15 protein-coding genes and 1 tRNA gene are annotated in these 16,143 nt (G+C 49.3%); 4 read left to right on the top strand and 12 right to left on the bottom strand.

From position 1 onward, the window contains the following. The first annotated feature begins 49 nt into the window (after window positions 1–49). Both mfd and JYJ62_RS15065 read left to right on the top strand, forming a co-directional pair. On the top strand, window positions 50–3,484 hold the full coding sequence (gene mfd, locus JYJ62_RS15070) for a transcription-repair coupling factor (protein WP_205343084.1): 3,435 nt from the start codon (window positions 50–52) through the stop codon (window positions 3,482–3,484). A gap of 21 nt (window positions 3,485–3,505) precedes the next feature. Continuing rightward, entirely contained in the window at window positions 3,506–4,081 is a 576-nt protein-coding gene (locus tag JYJ62_RS15065) for a CsiV family protein (RefSeq protein ID WP_205343060.1), read from the top strand. A gap of 106 nt (window positions 4,082–4,187) precedes the next feature. Here JYJ62_RS15065 and msrAB read toward each other — a convergent pair whose 3' ends face one another. The 12 genes from msrAB to JYJ62_RS15005 form a co-directional block, all read right to left on the bottom strand. Next, a complete protein-coding gene (gene msrAB / locus JYJ62_RS15060) occupies window positions 4,188–5,774 on the bottom strand; it encodes a bifunctional peptide-methionine (S)-S-oxide reductase MsrA/peptide-methionine (R)-S-oxide reductase MsrB (RefSeq protein WP_205343059.1) in 1,587 nt (528 codons plus the stop codon). A gap of 204 nt (window positions 5,775–5,978) precedes the next feature. Further along, a complete protein-coding gene (locus JYJ62_RS15055) occupies window positions 5,979–6,425 on the bottom strand; it encodes a hypothetical protein (RefSeq protein ID WP_205343058.1) in 447 nt (148 codons plus the stop codon). Between the two features lie 12 nt (window positions 6,426–6,437). Beyond that, window positions 6,438–7,628, bottom strand: coding sequence for an NAD(P)/FAD-dependent oxidoreductase (locus tag JYJ62_RS15050; protein ID WP_205343057.1), 1,191 nt, complete (start codon window positions 7,626–7,628; stop codon window positions 6,438–6,440). A gap of 49 nt (window positions 7,629–7,677) precedes the next feature. Continuing rightward, entirely contained in the window at window positions 7,678–8,157 is a 480-nt protein-coding gene (locus JYJ62_RS15045; protein ID WP_205343056.1) for an iron-sulfur cluster assembly scaffold protein, read from the bottom strand. Between the two features lie 148 nt (window positions 8,158–8,305). Further along, window positions 8,306–9,346: a UDP-N-acetylmuramate dehydrogenase gene (murB, locus tag JYJ62_RS15040; protein ID WP_205343055.1), complete on the bottom strand. Its 1,041-nt coding sequence runs from the start codon at window positions 9,344–9,346 to the stop codon at window positions 8,306–8,308. Continuing rightward, complete coding sequence (locus JYJ62_RS15035; protein ID WP_205343054.1) at window positions 9,343–9,807, bottom strand: low molecular weight protein-tyrosine-phosphatase; 465 nt, start codon at window positions 9,805–9,807, stop codon at window positions 9,343–9,345. Before JYJ62_RS15035 ends, murB begins: the two co-directional genes overlap by 4 nt. Next, window positions 9,807–10,574: a 3-deoxy-manno-octulosonate cytidylyltransferase gene (kdsB, locus tag JYJ62_RS15030; protein WP_205343053.1), complete on the bottom strand. Its 768-nt coding sequence runs from the start codon at window positions 10,572–10,574 to the stop codon at window positions 9,807–9,809. The genes JYJ62_RS15035 and kdsB overlap by 1 nt, the downstream gene beginning before the upstream one ends. 3 nt (window positions 10,575–10,577) lie before the next feature. Further along, window positions 10,578–10,760, bottom strand: coding sequence for a Trm112 family protein (locus JYJ62_RS15025; RefSeq protein WP_205343052.1), 183 nt, complete (start codon window positions 10,758–10,760; stop codon window positions 10,578–10,580). Window positions 10,761–10,773: 13 nt separating this feature from the next. Next, the gene (gene lpxK / locus JYJ62_RS15020; RefSeq protein WP_205343051.1) at window positions 10,774–11,775 is read right to left on the bottom strand and encodes a tetraacyldisaccharide 4'-kinase; all 1,002 of its coding nucleotides are present in this window, start codon (window positions 11,773–11,775) and stop codon (window positions 10,774–10,776) included. After that, window positions 11,775–12,197 carry an ExbD/TolR family protein gene (locus JYJ62_RS15015; RefSeq protein WP_205343050.1) on the bottom strand — a complete coding sequence of 141 codons (423 nt, stop codon included), beginning with the start codon at window positions 12,195–12,197 and terminating at the stop codon, window positions 11,775–11,777. Before JYJ62_RS15015 ends, lpxK begins: the two co-directional genes overlap by 1 nt. Further along, on the bottom strand, window positions 12,194–12,826 hold the full coding sequence (locus JYJ62_RS15010; protein WP_205343049.1) for a MotA/TolQ/ExbB proton channel family protein: 633 nt from the start codon (window positions 12,824–12,826) through the stop codon (window positions 12,194–12,196). Before JYJ62_RS15010 ends, JYJ62_RS15015 begins: the two co-directional genes overlap by 4 nt. A 75-nt stretch (window positions 12,827–12,901) precedes the next feature. Beyond that, window positions 12,902–15,136, bottom strand: coding sequence for a DNA internalization-related competence protein ComEC/Rec2 (locus JYJ62_RS15005; protein ID WP_205343048.1), 2,235 nt, complete (start codon window positions 15,134–15,136; stop codon window positions 12,902–12,904). 139 nt (window positions 15,137–15,275) lie between these two features. Here JYJ62_RS15005 and JYJ62_RS15000 point away from each other — a divergent pair, with 139 nt between their 5' ends. Together JYJ62_RS15000 and JYJ62_RS14995 are read left to right on the top strand one after the other, a co-directional pair. Continuing rightward, entirely contained in the window at window positions 15,276–15,806 is a 531-nt protein-coding gene (locus JYJ62_RS15000; RefSeq protein WP_205343047.1) for a DUF2062 domain-containing protein, read from the top strand. Window positions 15,807–15,854: 48 nt separating this feature from the next. Then, a tRNA-Met gene (locus JYJ62_RS14995) sits at window positions 15,855–15,931 on the top strand. Window positions 15,932–16,143 lie beyond the last annotated feature (212 nt).

Below are 16,143 nucleotides of genomic sequence, written 5' to 3'. Positions count from 1 at the left end.
CAATAGCCCGTTACAATCGATTCTTTTATTATTCATACAAGAGCCAACTGTGTCTGTATTGCGCTTTCCTAAACTACCTACACGCTCGACAAAACAACTCTGGGGCAATCTACCAGGTGCCACTCAAGGCCTTGCTATTGCTGAAGCTGCGCGCAGTGTGCAACGTTTCACCCTGTTGTTAACCGACAATAGCCAGAGCGCTGAACGTCTTAAAGAAGAATTGGCTTTTTTTGCCCCAGAGTTACCAGTTTTGCATTTCCCTGACTGGGAAACCTTGCCTTACGATGTTTTTTCTCCGCATCAGGATATTATTTCCCAGCGCGTGGCCACCTTGTATCAACTGCCGCAATTGCAGCAGGGTATTTTAGTGGTGCCGATTAATACCGCCCTGCACCGCTTAGCGCCGAAGTCCTTTATGCTGGACGCGAGCTTAATGCTCGACGTTGGCCAGAAGTTGAACATGGAGAGTATGCGCAGCCGTCTGCAAGCGTCCGGTTACCAATGTGTTGATACTGTTTATGAGCATGGCGAATTTGCTGTGCGCGGCGCCTTGCTGGACTTATTCCCAATGGGCAGTGACGTGCCCTACCGTATTGACTTGTTTGATGATGAAATCGAAACACTACGCACCTTTGATCCAGAGACCCAACGCTCAAATGAGAAAGTTGAGAGTATTCGCCTGTTACCGGCGCGCGAGTTCCCTTTAGATAAAAAAGCCCGTGGTGATTTTCGTGCACGCTTTCGTGAACGTTTTGATGTTGATTTTAGACGCTGTCCGCTCTATCAAGATTTAGCCAGCGGCATTATCCCAGCCGGGATTGAATCTTACTTACCGTTGTTCTTTGAAGACACCAGCAGTCTATTTGATTACCTGCCTGACGATGCACAAGTTTTCTCCTTACTCGGCGTCGATGCGGCTGCCGAAGCGTTTTGGCTGGATATTCGCAGCCGTTTTGAAGAACGACGCGGTGATATTGAACGTCCGCTACTGCCACCTAACGACTTATTTATTGCCATAAACGAGTACTACAGCGCACTAAAAGACCATCCTCGGATTATTATTGATAGCGAGGATGTCAGCCCTGCTGTTGGCCGCGAACGCTTACCGGTACAGGCATTTCCAGACTTATCAATTGATGCGCGCGCTGCAGAACCGCTCAGTAAAGTTAAAGAGTTTTTAGCGACCTTTAGCGGCCGTACGCTCTTTACCGTAGAAACTGCCGGTCGCCGTGAAGTGCTGTTAGAGCTACTACAGCGGATTGATGTTGCGCCGATTGAAGTGGCTAGCTGGGAAGACTTTTTGACCACCGACTTCAAGGTCGCCATTTGCGTCGCACCGATTGAAGCGGGTTTGCTACTTGATGATTTAGTTCTAATCCCTGAAAGCGCCTTACTCGGCCAGCGGGTGATGCAGCGCCGTCGTCGCGATAAAAACCGTGATGGCAACCATGAGCATGTGATTCGTAATCTGACCGAACTACGCGAAGGCGCACCGGTGGTGCATATTGATCACGGTGTCGGGCGCTACCAAGGTTTAGTCACCTTAGAGATTGATGAGCAAGCCACTGAGTTTTTAATGCTTGAGTACGCTGATCAAGCCAAGCTCTATGTGCCTGTGGCTAATCTGCATTTAATCGCCCGTTACACCGGCAGTGACGACAGCAGCGCGCCCTTGCACCGCCTCGGCACCGAGCAGTGGCAAAAAGCCAAGCGGAAAGCCGCCGAGCAAGTGCGTGATGTTGCGGCTGAGTTGCTCAATATTTACGCGATTCGTGCCGCTCGTGAAGGTTTTGCCTTTAGCAATCCAGGCATTGATTACAGCACTTTTAGCGCCGCCTTCCCGTTCGAGGAAACTCCCGACCAGCAAGTGGCGATCGACAATGTGCGTAATGACATGTTGTCAGGCAAGCCCATGGATCGCTTAATTTGCGGGGATGTGGGTTTTGGTAAAACTGAAGTAGCGATGCGCGCGGCCTTTATTGCCGTACACAGCGGCAAGCAAGTCGCGGTACTGGTGCCGACCACGTTATTGGCGCAACAACACTACAACAGTTTTCGCGACCGTTTTGCTGATTGGCCGGTGCAAGTGGAAGTCATGAGCCGCTTCAAAACCGCCAAAGAAATTAACCAAGCCATCAGCAATCTCGCCGAAGGCAAAGTCGATATTTTAATCGGCACGCATAAACTACTGCAAAGTGATGTTAAATTTAACAACCTTGGTTTGGTGATTATTGATGAAGAGCACCGCTTTGGTGTGCGTCAAAAAGAGCAACTCAAAGCGCTGCGCAGTGAAGTGGATATTCTCACCCTCACCGCCACCCCGATTCCACGCACACTGAATATGGCCTTTGCCGGCATGCGCGATATGTCGATTATTGCCACGCCGCCGGCACGCCGCTTGTCGGTGCGCACCTTTGTCATGCAACGCCAAGATGCCGTGGTCAAAGAAGCCCTATTGCGTGAATTACTGCGCGGTGGTCAAGTCTACTTTTTGCATAACGATGTGAAAACTATCGAAAAATGTGCAGCTGATTTAGCTGCTTTAGTACCTGAAGCGCGCATTGGTATCGGTCACGGGCAAATGCATGAGCGTGAGCTTGAGCAAGTGATGGCCGACTTCTACCACAATCGTTACAACGTGCTGGTTGCTTCAACCATTATTGAAACCGGTATTGATGTACCCAACGCCAATACCATTATCATTGATCGCGCCGATAAGTTTGGCTTAGCCCAACTGCATCAACTGCGCGGTCGTGTGGGTCGTAGCCACCACCAGGCGTATGCTTACCTGCTAACGCCGCCGCAAAAAAGCATGACCCCGGATGCGCAAAAACGTTTAGAGGCAATCAGCAATGCACAAGATTTAGGTGCAGGCTTTATGCTCGCCACCCATGATTTGGAAATCCGTGGCGCCGGTGAATTACTTGGTGATGGTCAAAGCGGTGAAATCCACGCGATTGGTTTTACTCTGTATATGGAAATGCTTGAGCGCGCGGTGGAATCGATCCGTAAAGGTGTAGAGCCTAATTTAGAACAACCGCTGGATAGTGGCACCGATATTAATCTGCGCGTAGCGGCCTTGATTCCGGATGAGTACCTGCCCGATGTGCATACACGCTTGATTCTCTACAAGCGTATTTCATCAGCCAAAGACAGTAACGCCTTAAAAGAACTGCAAGTGGAAATGATAGATCGCTTTGGCTTATTGCCTGATCCAGCTAAGCAGTTAATCCGCATAACCGAACTCAAACTGAAAGCACAAGCACTGGGTATTCTAAAAATTGATGCCGGACCCTACGGCGGTCGCTTAGAGTTTGCTGGGGATACCTGTGTTGATCCAATGCGTTTAATTAAACTGATCCAAAGCCAGCCCAAGCACTATCGCTTTGAAGGTGCGACAGTATTTAAATTTACTGTGCCGATGGATAATCCGCAACAGCGTTTTGCTACAATCGAAGCACTCTTAGGGCAACTGTCTGAATAATAATAATTTAAGGAGCTGTACATGCGTTACTTAGTTCACACCGTTCTTCTGTTCGCTTTGTGCAGCACCAAAGCGTTTGCAAATGACACACAGTTGGTTGAGTTGATTGTCTTTCGCCAAGGCAGCGAAAGTATGCCAGCCAGCCGTATTGCGCCTGATAACTGGGCCAACGGTGCTCCAGCTATCACGGCGGAGATGCAACGCAGCACACACCTTGGCCACTTAGCTGAAAAGCTCACCCCTGAACATGGCTATCAGATAGTGCTGCATAAGGCTTGGCTGCAAAGCAGCAACGAGGAGACTTCCGTACAAACAGCCATTAGTGAGGGTCAAGAGCATTTTGATCATTACCCTGTGGAAGGCACACTGACCTTTGAGTTTGACCGTACCAGTACAGTACAACTTGATCTCTGGATTAACCAATTTAACCCTGATCAAACCTTGCTTAGCAGCGAACACTTTAAGCAGAATGCCATCGTCGCTAACGGCCAAGTGACCTTTATTGACTACAGCACTCTTGGCGCCTTGATTCGCATCCAAGCACAAAAAACATCAACTCAAACCAATGATGAAAGCCATGCTGAAGATTTTGAGTAATCGCTAAACGCCCCACTCGATCTGAGCGCTGCGCATAACAGCGCATACGCGATAACGTCCTCAGAGCAAAGACGTTATCGCGATTTATTATTGATATCTAGCTGACTTATTCCACATTTTTCAGCCACTGCGCATAGCCTTGCTCTTGTAGCTGCGCTTTGGGAATAAACTTCAAACTGGCGCCATTGATACAGTAACGTAGCCCGCCTCGATCACTCGGACCATCAGGAAAGACATGGCCTAAATGTGAGTCAGCAACCTGACTGCGCACTTCAATGCGGCGCATGTTATAGCTGGTGTCAGTTTTTTCAAGCACCGCACTGGCATCAATCGGCTTAACGAAACTCGGCCAACCACAGCCCGATTGATACTTATCACGTGAACTGAACAATGGTTCACCGCTGACAATATCCACATACAAGCCCGGCTCAAACAGCTCATCATAGCGGTGGCTAAAGGCACGTTCAGTGCCGCTGTTTTGCGTGACCTGATATTGCTCACGACTCAAGCGTTGCTGCAAGGTTTTGCTATCCGGCTTTTGGAAGCGACTGGCATCAAAATCCTGTTGGGTTTTGTCTGCTGACTTGGCTTTGCCCGGCAGCGGCTCATCAGCCTTATTTAAATCAACATGACAATAACCATTAGGATTTTTCATCAAGTAATCTTGATGGTATTGCTCTGCTTCATAGAAATGCTGCAGTGGTTTATTCTCAACAACCACAGGTCTTTTATAGCGCTTTTGCAATTCATTTAAAGATGCGGCAATCACAGATTGCTCGGCCACATCACTGCTGTAGACACCGGCACGGTATTGCTCGCCGCGATCATTGCCTTGCTTGTTCAAGCTGGTCGGATCAATGATGCGAAAATAATACTGCAAAATATCATCGAGACTGAGCTTGTCTGGGTTATAGACTACTTTTACCGTTTCCGCATGGCCAGTATTACGATAAACCACATCCTCATAACTTGGGTTTTCTGTACGGCCATTGGCATAGCCCGACACCGCATCCAGCACACCATCAATGCGCTCGAAATACGCTTCAACACCCCAGAAGCAACCACCGGCTAAGTAGATCGTGCGCGCATTAATCGGCACAGAATCTTGATTACTTTTCGGCTGATAAAAAATATGAGCGGCATCATTAAGATCCGCTTCAGGGTTAGCCAACAAAGCTAAAGCTTGTGATTTATTGATACTGCCTTTAATCACTCGCGCCAACTGGCCTTGCTGATCAATCAGTGCCCAACTGGGATAGACCTTAACGCCTAGACGTTTAATCAACTCGCCACTGCTATCAACGCGCACGGGTAACTGCGGATAATCTAAGCCGCTATACCAGTCTTTAAAGGCGGCTAAAGGCTGCTCTCCCAATACACCTGGTGAGGCCACCGTCAGCAAATTAGCGGCTGATAAATCCGCATCGGTGACCCATTCTTCCGTTTGCCCAAGTTCAGACAGGCATAAAGGACACCAACTGGCCCACAACTTAACCAAGGTTGGCTTAGTTTTATCAAAAGCCAGCGCAGGCTGCGCAGCACTCACTTCTGGTAAGTTATAAACGTGCTGGGCCAAATTGAGCGGATTTGCTTGAGCAATGGCCTGCGACTGCGAGCCTGAAACCAACCACAGTAGCAGTGCCGCACATAGCGCAAGAACAACCACAATGGGCCAACGAATAGATTGCGACATAATCTCTTTCTCGATGTGTAAGTACAGATTATTATGGCACAAAATTTATTTACTTCACGAAAAACATATACACAACCAATACCAAATCGATACAAAACAATACAAGCAATTAAAAAACCATGCAGTCGACCTCAGACAACACATTAGTATTGGCGCATAAAAAAGCCCAATATTTTTATTGGGCTTAATCACAGTCGTTATAGCTCAATCTTCAGGCATTTTTTGTCCTTTGATAGCAGACTGACGACCCAATTCAGCCAAGATATTCGACACCACATCCAAGCCACGCCGAGCATCTTCATTCTGGTTAAATTTCTTCACGCTTTGCCACAAAGTGGGCGGTGTGGAGTTGGCAGCTGCTTGCGCCGATGCATAACGCAGCGCATTGGTTAGCATCCAGACACCGCCAATGCTCTCTTCGTAGAGCGCCATAAGTTTCTGCAGCATGGCATCATCGGTCATTTCAATCACGTCCGATGTAGCGGCCAGCAGATCAACAATGTTGTGCAGACGCCGGCCTTGTAACAGCGGCGCGAGCTTGTCTAACAGATCAGCAAGTCCGGCCTGTGTCGCTTCGTTTTTCAGGGCAGGCAAACACTCGAGCAGTTGCTCTAAGGTCTGCGTGGATGTTTCTGGATTTTGATGAGTCATTTTATAATCTCCTTAAACCAAGCCGCGAGCGACTGACCAGTAAACGCCTCGGTTAAAACCTTTGCGCATGAGGCCACCAATTTTGGTCGCGGGAGTGGGGATCACATCGACATCATAGTCGTACCACAGCGGCATACCGACATCCATTCCCATCTGCGCAACGGCCTGCACCTTGCCATCATATTCAGCAACCGTTTTGCCCCAGCGCATCAGACCAGCGATATTGTTACAAATCACCGGTGATTGGTTGTGGCAACTACCGCCTGCCTTACTGATTGGTAGGTCAACCGTATCGCCCATCACAAAGACGTTTTCAAAACCCTCTAACTGTAACGAATAACGATCAGTCGGCAGCCAACCTTCATTGTTAGGCGCTTGCGACACTCCAGAATTGAGCACCGCATCCACCGCGCGGATGGGCGGCGTTTGAATGAGAATGTCAAAATTCTCTTCCTCGCCTTCTTCAGAAATAGCCACTTTACGCTCGGGATCAACACTGGCCAGAGTAAAGCTACGCTTATGGATAATGCCTTTCGAGTCAAACACACTGGGCAAGACTTCACCGGTTTGTTTTTGCAAGAATAGACAGTTACGCACCAACTGCGAAATCGTTGGATAGGTGTAGACGATCTCAATTTGATCACGTACGCCTCGCTTGCGCAGAAACTCATCCAACATCAAGGTGGTTTCCATCGGTGCAATACCACACTGATGTGGCACATTCGGGGTTTTCGGGAAGGTTACACCGATGAAAATCCGACCCTTTTCAATCGTGGAAATTTTCTCATAGAGTTTGCGTGCGGGGTCGTGCTGATAGAAGTGATCTCCTGCTTCCTGCAGGCCTTCAATACGTTCGGGGGAAGGAATGCAACCGGTAGACACCACAAGATAGTCGTAGTCATAAGTCGCACCGGAGCGCATTCTTAAGCGACTCTGCTTGAACTCAAAGTTATCGACTTGGTCAAGCACGAAGTCGATTTCTGGGCGCAGTAACGACGCTTGGTGACGCCTGAGTTCTTCTTTGTAGAACGCGCCAAAAGCTACATACATAAACGCCGGTTTGTAGTAGTGCCAAGGGCTATTGGAGATCAGCAGAACGCGTACTTCACCACGACTGATTTCTGCGTAAAGCTTGCTGACGAGATTATTGGCCGTCATGGTACCGCCAATACCACCGCCAACTACAATAATAGTTTTGATCATTGTCTTACTCCTTAATTACTGTTTCATTCCATCGAATTTGGATGAAATCTTATTCTTGCTCGTGCTGTTGTGCTGGGTTCTCCTCTAAAGTCAGTAATTGCTGTAAAACCTGGAAAGGTAGCAAAGCAACCTCATGCCGATCAGGCATTCCTGCTGCACTTTGCAACACCAACAGTTCTGGCCAAATCAATGCCGAATCGGCAGGAGGCGCATCCTGCAAGATACGCTCTAGGTCTTGCCGAGCGGCAAGTAAGGTGGGCGCTGTGAGCCCAGGAACACGTGCAGCAATAATACCGGTGATTGCCTGAGCCAGAGAGCACGCACGCACGCGATAGCCAAGCTCGGTAACGACGCCCTGCTCAATTCGAACATCAAGGGTGACACTGTCTTGGCTTTCAAGTTGGCTTTTAAGCGTTAAAGTGCGGACATTCGTGCCGCTGAGTCGCCGATCGCGGCGCACACTGGAGGCATACTTTCGAAACAAAGTAAGTCGGTCGGGCTGACTCGCTGTCACTGCATGGTGATCCAATGAATACCTCCAGCATTTGATAAACCAGAAACTCCGCTGGCCCACCCGACGCTGTCACTCAAGGAACGCAACAACAATACGACGTTAGTATAAATGACTGTTGAGTCACATAATCAAAATGTTAAATAAATGGTAGGTATTTTGACCGCTAAGCTGGCGTATTAACCTGACCCATCACATTGGGTTCGATTTCCAATTCAACGGCAAAGCGCTGAAAAATATCAGCCTGAATCTGCGCAGCCAGCTGAAGGATTTGTATACCGGTTGCGCCACCATAGTTAACCAAGACCAAGGCTTGTTTAGCGTGCACACCAGCATCGCCCTGACGCACACCTTTCCAGCCTGCTTGCTCAATCAGCCAGCCAGCGGCTAATTTTACTGAGCCATCGTCTTGCGCAAAACTGACAAGAGCCGGATAGTTTTGTTTAAGTTGCTGCGCATGCTCAGCACTGATGACTGGGTTTTTAAAGAAGCTACCGGCGTTCGCCAACTGTTGTGGATCGGGCAGTTTCTCGGCGCGAATGGCACAAACGGCACGACTGACATCTTGCGCTGTCGGCTGCAACACCTGCTGCTCGGCCAAATAACTGCGCAGGTGACCATAATCCAAATGCAAGGTCGCCTGTTTAGGCAACTTAAAAATCACACTTAAAATCACCCGCCGACCTGACTCGCGCTTAAACACACTGTCGCGATAGGCAAATTGGCACTGCTCAGCGCTTAGACGCTGGGTTTGCCCAGTCTCACGATCCAAGACTAAGACACTCTCCAGGTGATCTTTTAGCTCAACACCATAAGCACCAATATTTTGCACGGGCGCAGCACCGACACTGCCTGGAATTAAACTGAGGTTTTCTAAACCACTAAAGCCTTGCGCCAAACTCCACTGCACAAAGGCATGCCAGTTTTCACCGGCCTGCACTTCGATCTGCGCAGAATGTGCATCTTCACTGAGCAGCTGGATACCGCGTAACTGGATATAGATCACGAGCGCATGTAGATCTGCGGTCAACACCAAGTTACTACCACCACCCAGTAAAAACACCGCGACGCCCTGCTGTTTGGCCCAGGCTAACGCGTCTTGCAGTTGCTCTAGCGAGTGCACCGCAACAAAAAAGCGCGCACTCACATCGACAGCTAAGGTGTTGTAAAGCTTAAGCGAGACATCCCTTTCGATAAGCAAGCTCACACACGCTCCTGCAGCTCAGCTAACAGCGCCTGGCTGGCACCTTCCAGCAAATCGAGAACCTCTTCAAAACCTTGTTCACCACCATAGTACGGATCAGGCACTTCATTGCGCGCCAGCTGATAACGCTGCAATAGCAAGTCCAGCTCGGCACGACTATTAGCCGGACGCAGCGCTTCTAAGTTGGCCAGGTTACTGTTATCCATTGCCAAAATGAGATCAAAGGCATGGAAGTCCGCCTCTGTCACTTGCCGAGCTTGTAACTTTGACAAATCATAACCACGCTTGAGCGCTGCGCTACAAGTGCGTGGATCTGGGGCTTTGCCGGTATGCCAATCTGCCGTGCCGGCGGAATCAACACTGACCTTATTGGCCAGCGGTGAGTCAGCCAAATACTGACGAAACACCCCTTCGGCAGTGGGTGAGCGACAAATATTACCTAAACAGACAAAAAGAACCTTCATTACTTTTCCTCAAAATAACGTCGAACACGCTGTAGATCTTCCAACGTGTCAACGCCTGCGGGCGGTGCCTCAAGCGCATCAGCCACATGAATACGCGCACCATTCCATAAGGCACGCAACTGCTCAAGGGACTCGGTCAATTCTAATGCACAAGAGCCCCAGGCGACAAAATCTGCTAAAAAACCAGCACGATAGGCATAAATACCAATATGCCGACGAAACTCAACACCTGCAGGCATCACGTCTTGGCTCTTGGCAAACGCATCACGTGGCCACGGCACAGGCGCACGGCTAAAAGTCAAAGCATAGCCTTGCACATCGGTGCTGACTTTCACCACGTTCGGATTAAGCACACTGGCAATATCGGTGATCGGTTCGGCTAAGGTGGCCATCGACGCTTGCGTGTAGCGCGCTAAATTTGCTGCCACTTGATCAATCACTGCTGGCGGAATCAAGGGTTCATCACCCTGCACATTGACCACAATCGCATCACTGGACAAGCCCAACTGCTCAACCACTTCAGCTAAACGATCAGTGCCTGATTCATGATCATCACGAGTCATCAACACCTGTGCACCAAAGCTCTGACAAGCAGCAAAAATACGTTGATCATCAGTGGCAATTACCACCTGCTGCGCCGCACTTTTCTGCGCTTGCAGCCATACCCGCTGAATCATTGGCATACCGGCAATATCTTGCAACGGCTTACCAGGAAAGCGGCTAGAGGCAAAACGAGCAGGAATCACCACACTAAAAGCTTGGCTCATGATTTAATCCAAACGCTCATCATTACTTAAAGTACGTGCTTCGGTTTCCAGCATCACTGGAATATCATCACGAATTGGAAAAGCTAAACCATCAGCCTTGCACCACAACTCAGTTTTATCGGCATTGAGTTGCAGCGCACTTTTGCATAACGGGCAGGCTAAAATATCTAAAAGTTTCGGGTCCATCAGCATATCCTCATCACGAATCAGTCAATAAACGCTTTAGCTGCTCAGTAAACCAGCGCGCAAAAGCAGGTGAAGGCTGTGCTGCTACCGCTAAATACCAACAATTATCTGCGGCAAACTCACGGCACTTCACCGCATCTTTTTCGGTCATGACAACCGGTAAATCATCAGCAAATTGCAAATCTTGCGCGGTAAACTGCGCGTGATCCGCAAAGGCATGGGCAATGGTTTGCCAGTTTAACCCTTCAAGCGTCTTGAAGAAACGCTGCGGGTTGCCAATTCCGGCCACGGCATGCATTTTTTGCTGAGCAGGGAAGTAACTTAATGGCTCACGGCGGCCACTGCGCACATGCACCAGTTCGGTCGGTTGCAGTTGCATAGCAAAACCACTGGTACTGTCTTGCAGCGCGCCATTGAAGAGCACAGCATCGACACTGTGCAAACGCTCAACGGGCTCACGCAACGGCCCGGCGGGCAAACAACGTTGATTGCCAAGACCGCGCGCCGCATCAATCAGCACCAGCTCTAAATCACGCGCTAAACCATAATGCTGCAAACCATCATCGGACAAAATAATATCAACGCTGTGCTCAGCCAATAGTTGCTGCACCGCTTGCGCACGCTCGGGGGCAATCACTAACGGTACGCCACTGCGCTGCACAATCAACAACGGCTCATCGCCCGCTTGCTCGGCTGAATCAGTCGCCTTAACCGTCCACGGAAAATGAGCGGGACATGCACCATAACCACGACTGACCACACCCACCCGTAAACCTCGTACGCGGCACTGCTCAATCAACCATAAAATTAAAGGCGTTTTACCGGTACCACCAACGGTGATATTACCCACCACAATCACCGGCACTGACGCACGGTAGGCTGCACTGTCACCGTTAACAAATCGCGCTCGTTTACGTTTTACAATCCAACGGTACAGTTGTTCCAGCGGCCATAATAAAGACAACGCTGGATGCCCGTGATACCAAGCCTGCACGATACGGTCGCCAAGTTTCACTATTCAGCCTGAGCCTCAACCGTAGTAATGCGCAAATGGGCAAAGCCCAGCTTAGACGCCGCATCCATTGCGGTAACGACCGCCTGATAAGGTGCTTTAGCATCAGCACTTAGCATGATCGGTAAGCTTTGATCACCGCCGGACTCAATACGCAGTGCTTCCATTAGTGTACTCAAATCATTTTTACTTAAACTTTTGCCATTTAAAGCAAAGGAGCCATCCACCGCCACTAAAATCTCAAGCGGAATGGTGACAACTTCTGGTGGCGTGCCACTAACGGCTTCTGGTAAATCAACTTTAAGCTGAGTTTCACGGTTAAAGGTTGTCGTCACGACAAAAAACAGCAAGAGGATAAACACCACATCAATCAGTGGAGCTAAGTTGATATCAACCGGCTCACGGGGTTTACGAGGGAATTTCACACCTGATCCTCACTCAACTCAACCTCACGATTGCCCTGTACAACCTCAACCAATTTAATCGCTTCTTGCTCCATATTGACCACCAATTCATCCACTCGGCGCTGTAAAAACCGGTGGAAGAACACCGCTGGAATAGCCACAATCAAACCAGCCGCAGTGGTCACCAAGGCTTTAGCAATGCCGCCAGCCAACTGTGGAGCATTGGCCATACCTGAGTTCATAAAAGCACCAAAAATCTCAATCATCCCCAATACCGTACCGAGCAAGCCCAGCAACGGTGTAATCGCGGCAATCGTACCCAATGGCGTCAAATAGCGCTCCAGTTCATTGACCACCTTGGAGCCTGCTTCTTGAATACTTTCTTTCATCATCTCGCGACCGTAGCGTGAATTTGCTAAGCCAGCAGCGAGGATCTGGCCCAGAGGAGAGCCTTCACGTAACTGATTAAACTTATCTTTATCCATTTGCTTAGCCTGCACCCAGCGCCAGACTTGGCCCAGCAACAGCGGAGGACTGATTCGCGAGGCGCGTAATGTCCATAAACGCTCAGCGATGATGGCAACTGCAATAATTGAACACAACACAATAGGCAGCATAATCCAACCGCCTGACTTGATCAGTTCCCACACAATAGCGACTCCAAAAATAAGTTTTGCTAACTTTAGCACAGGCTAACCGCTACACCGTACGTAAGCCTGCGCATTTTAGCGCCAAAAGCGTAATTGCATGGCCATTGTCCAAGGCTCTTTATAGTGACCTAAATAAACCAGCACAGCTTTATCAACCGCCGTGTCATAAATACGCACCTGCTCACGCTCTAAGTTGGCTAATACTTGCGGGTGTGGATGACCATAACTATTATGTTTACCCCGAGAAATCACAGCATATCGAGGACTAATAGCTTGCACAAAGCGTCGCGAGCTTGAGGTGCGACTACCATGGTGTCCGACTATCAGCCAATCGGCTTTTATCCAAGGCCAGTCGGCTAATAAAGCGGCTTCGCCAGCTGCATCTAAATCACCGGTTAACAGTAAGCGCTCACCTTGCGCAGCAATCAGTAATACACAGGATTGCTGATTGCTATCTTTAGCGTTACGCCACTGCCAGCGCCAAAACCAGACACCATCCCAATGCCACTGCTGCTCGGTACAGGTTTGCGCAGATAGGTGTGCAGGATGCTCTGTTGGCTGACCGCTCACGACTTGCGCAACAGTCACAGCATCAAGAATGGCCTGCGCGCCGCCAGCATGATCAGTATCAGCATGTGAAATCAGCAGTTGATCTAAATGGGTTTGATAAAAACCGCGTAACACCGGCAACACAATACGCTCACCAGAATCAAAACCTGAGGTTAAAGGTCCAGCATCATATAAGAGGCTGTGGTGTGCCGTTTTCACCCAAACCGCCTGTCCTTGACCCACATCTAACACCCATACTTGCGCCTCGCCATCAACCAACTGTTGGTGACTAGGATTGATTAACGGCAAACAGAGCGCTAAGCCTGCGGATAAGGGCAACAGTGGGCGCGGTAATATAAAACATAAGACGCCGAGCAAGGCGAGCAGTAAAGCGACTGTTGAAACACCACCACCCTGCCAAGCCGGCCAGCCTTGAGCAAACCAGTCGAGAGTAATGAACATAGACTGCAAGCACCAGCCAGCCACACTTAAAACCCAAGCAGCAAGAGCGGGCCATGGCAACAACAAAGTACCCAGCAGAGTGAGCGGCAAGGCTATTAAGCTCAACCACGGCACAGCAAAAATATTAGCCACAGGCCCCATCATACTGACGGGTAAACTTAAAGCTAATAAAAAAGGCGCCAAGCCAATCGCTGCAATCCATTGCGTTCGCCCCATGATATGCCACCAGCGCCACGGTCCTAAGCGTGCTGAAAAAGCTAAGACCAACGCCCCTACCGCAGTAAACGACAACCAAAAACCAGCCTGCAAAACAACTAAAGGCTCATACACTAACACTAGACATAAGGCAGCTAAATAAGCCGTCCACGCACTTAAACGTTGAAAACGCCAACGCCATAACAAAGCAACCATCACCATAATACAAGCACGCTGGACCGGCACAGCAAAACCTGCAAAAGCACCATAGGCCAGTGCTGCAGACATCGACAGCACACAAGCGACCGGCAGCCATGGGATCCGCGATGGCCACCAACCTAACCGCACCAGCCACACCACAGCCCCATAGGCGATCAGCGCAATCAAACTAATATGCTGGCCAGAAATTACCATTAAGTGCACTGTGCCGGTGGTCTGGAGTGTTTGCCACTGCTGTGCACTTAGACCCGAGCTATCACCAAGCACCAGCGCGGCCATAACACCTTGAGCCTGTTTTGGCGCATAACGTTGTAAACGCTCTCTAATGTGTTCTCGCCAATGATGCAGCCCCTGCCCTGTAACTAAACGCTGCCCCGTTTTTACTGAGCCTGTGGCACCAATACGCTTAGCAAACAGCCATGCTTGATAATCAAAACCGTGCGGATTCAGCGAGCCATCAGGACGTTTTAAGCGTACAGCTAAACGCCAGCGTTCACCGGCTTTGATCTGCACGGGTGGCGTACGCCATGCTAAACGCATACGTTTGGGTAACTCGGCACGTCGCGAGACAGCATCTTGCAGCTCGAAGCGTACCGTCGCTGCCTGCCCCGGCACGATCGGCCATTCTGGTAAGCCGACGACAATGCCTTCAATCCATAGCGTGCGCCCGTCCAAGTCAGTTGCGAGCTGATCAGCAAGCGCCCACTGCGCACTTAGGCAAGCCCAGGATAAACCCAATAGAGCAAAGCCAAGTAGATACAAACGACTCAACAACAGTAGCAGAGCCATAAGCACAAAAAGCAACAACCAAGACGAGTTTGGCAGCCAAGGTAACCCGCGCAACCCCAGCAGACCAAAAATAAAAGCGAGCACTGATAAACGCACAACACTACCTCCCTGTAGCATTTGCAAACAAATATTCACGTCAATACCACGTTTTCTCGTGCTTTTGTCACTCCCTGCGACAGCACCGTGCGCGAATAAGATGCATAATAGATGAGCTTTAGCATGTCAGAGAAAATTCATGCCTCGTCAACTGTTTAAACGATACATGCCTGATCCAGAAAAACTAAAACATAATCCGTCATTACGTTTTTTGGGCAGCCTTATTCATGATCCCAATTTATGGCATCTGAACCGTCACTCTGTGGCGCGTGCAGTTGCTGTAGGTTTATTTTGGGCGATGATCCCAATGCCGATGCAAATGTTTGCTGCGGCTTTTTTGGCGATTCCTGTTCGCGCCAACCTACCCATTTCTGTCGGTTTAGTCTGGTTAACCAACCCGATTACCATGCCACCAGTGTTTTACGCCAACTATAAACTGGGCGCATGGCTACTCAATACACCCACCTTGCATTTACCTGAAAAAATCAGCCTTAGCTGGATTTTAGAGGTCACCACCACGCACTGGCAGCCGTTATATTTAGGCTCTTTTACGATGGGGTTGGCGCTTGCCGTGATAGGTTATAGCAGTACAGTTTTATATTGGCGTTGGTGGGTCAACCACAGCTGGAAAAAACGTATTAAGCTACGTAACTCGCGTCTAAACGATTGATTTTAAAATAAGTTTTGACACATCTCGAAAAGTGCGTATACTTATCGGCGCGGGATGGAGCAGTCTGGTAGCTCGTCGGGCTCATAACCCGAAGGTCGTAGGTTCAAATCCTGCTCCCGCAACCAGATACTAAAGCCTTAACTTTCAATAAGTTAGGGCTTTTTTTATGCCTGTAATTCACATCTTAAAAATCGCCTAAAAAGGCTCTGTGACACTTCTGTGACGCATGTGTGACAAATCGCTCACACCGATTTTTCCCAACTCCACAAAAATGACCTTAAGTCTTTTTTGTCACACCACCTAAGCAACCTCCTTTTGCCAGTATATTGCTGAGCCA

The sequence above is a fragment of the Denitrificimonas caeni genome (assembly GCF_905120345.1).
Lineage (GTDB): Bacteria > Pseudomonadota > Gammaproteobacteria > Pseudomonadales > Pseudomonadaceae > Denitrificimonas > Denitrificimonas caeni_A.
Note: the sequence above shows the minus strand (reverse complement) of the source record. Positions and strands in the feature narration are given on the sequence as shown.

What these genes read in the sequence shown, in the direction of transcription:
- JYJ62_RS15065 (WP_205343060.1), top strand. Translation starts at nt 3,506, where the DNA reads ATGCGTTACTTAGTTCACACCGTTCTTCTGTTCGCTTTGTGCAGCACC.
- msrAB (WP_205343059.1), bottom strand. Translation starts at nt 5,774, where the DNA reads ATGTCGCAATCTATTCGTTGGCCCATTGTGGTTGTTCTTGCGCTATGT.
- JYJ62_RS15055 (WP_205343058.1), bottom strand. Translation starts at nt 6,425, where the DNA reads ATGACTCATCAAAATCCAGAAACATCCACGCAGACCTTAGAGCAACTG.
- JYJ62_RS15050 (WP_205343057.1), bottom strand. Translation starts at nt 7,628, where the DNA reads ATGATCAAAACTATTATTGTAGTTGGCGGTGGTATTGGCGGTACCATG.
- JYJ62_RS15035 (WP_205343054.1), bottom strand. Translation starts at nt 9,807, where the DNA reads ATGAAGGTTCTTTTTGTCTGTTTAGGTAATATTTGTCGCTCACCCACT.
- kdsB (WP_205343053.1), bottom strand. Translation starts at nt 10,574, where the DNA reads ATGAGCCAAGCTTTTAGTGTGGTGATTCCTGCTCGTTTTGCCTCTAGC.
- JYJ62_RS15025 (WP_205343052.1), bottom strand. Translation starts at nt 10,760, where the DNA reads ATGGACCCGAAACTTTTAGATATTTTAGCCTGCCCGTTATGCAAAAGT.
- JYJ62_RS15000 (WP_205343047.1), top strand. Translation starts at nt 15,276, where the DNA reads ATGCCTCGTCAACTGTTTAAACGATACATGCCTGATCCAGAAAAACTA.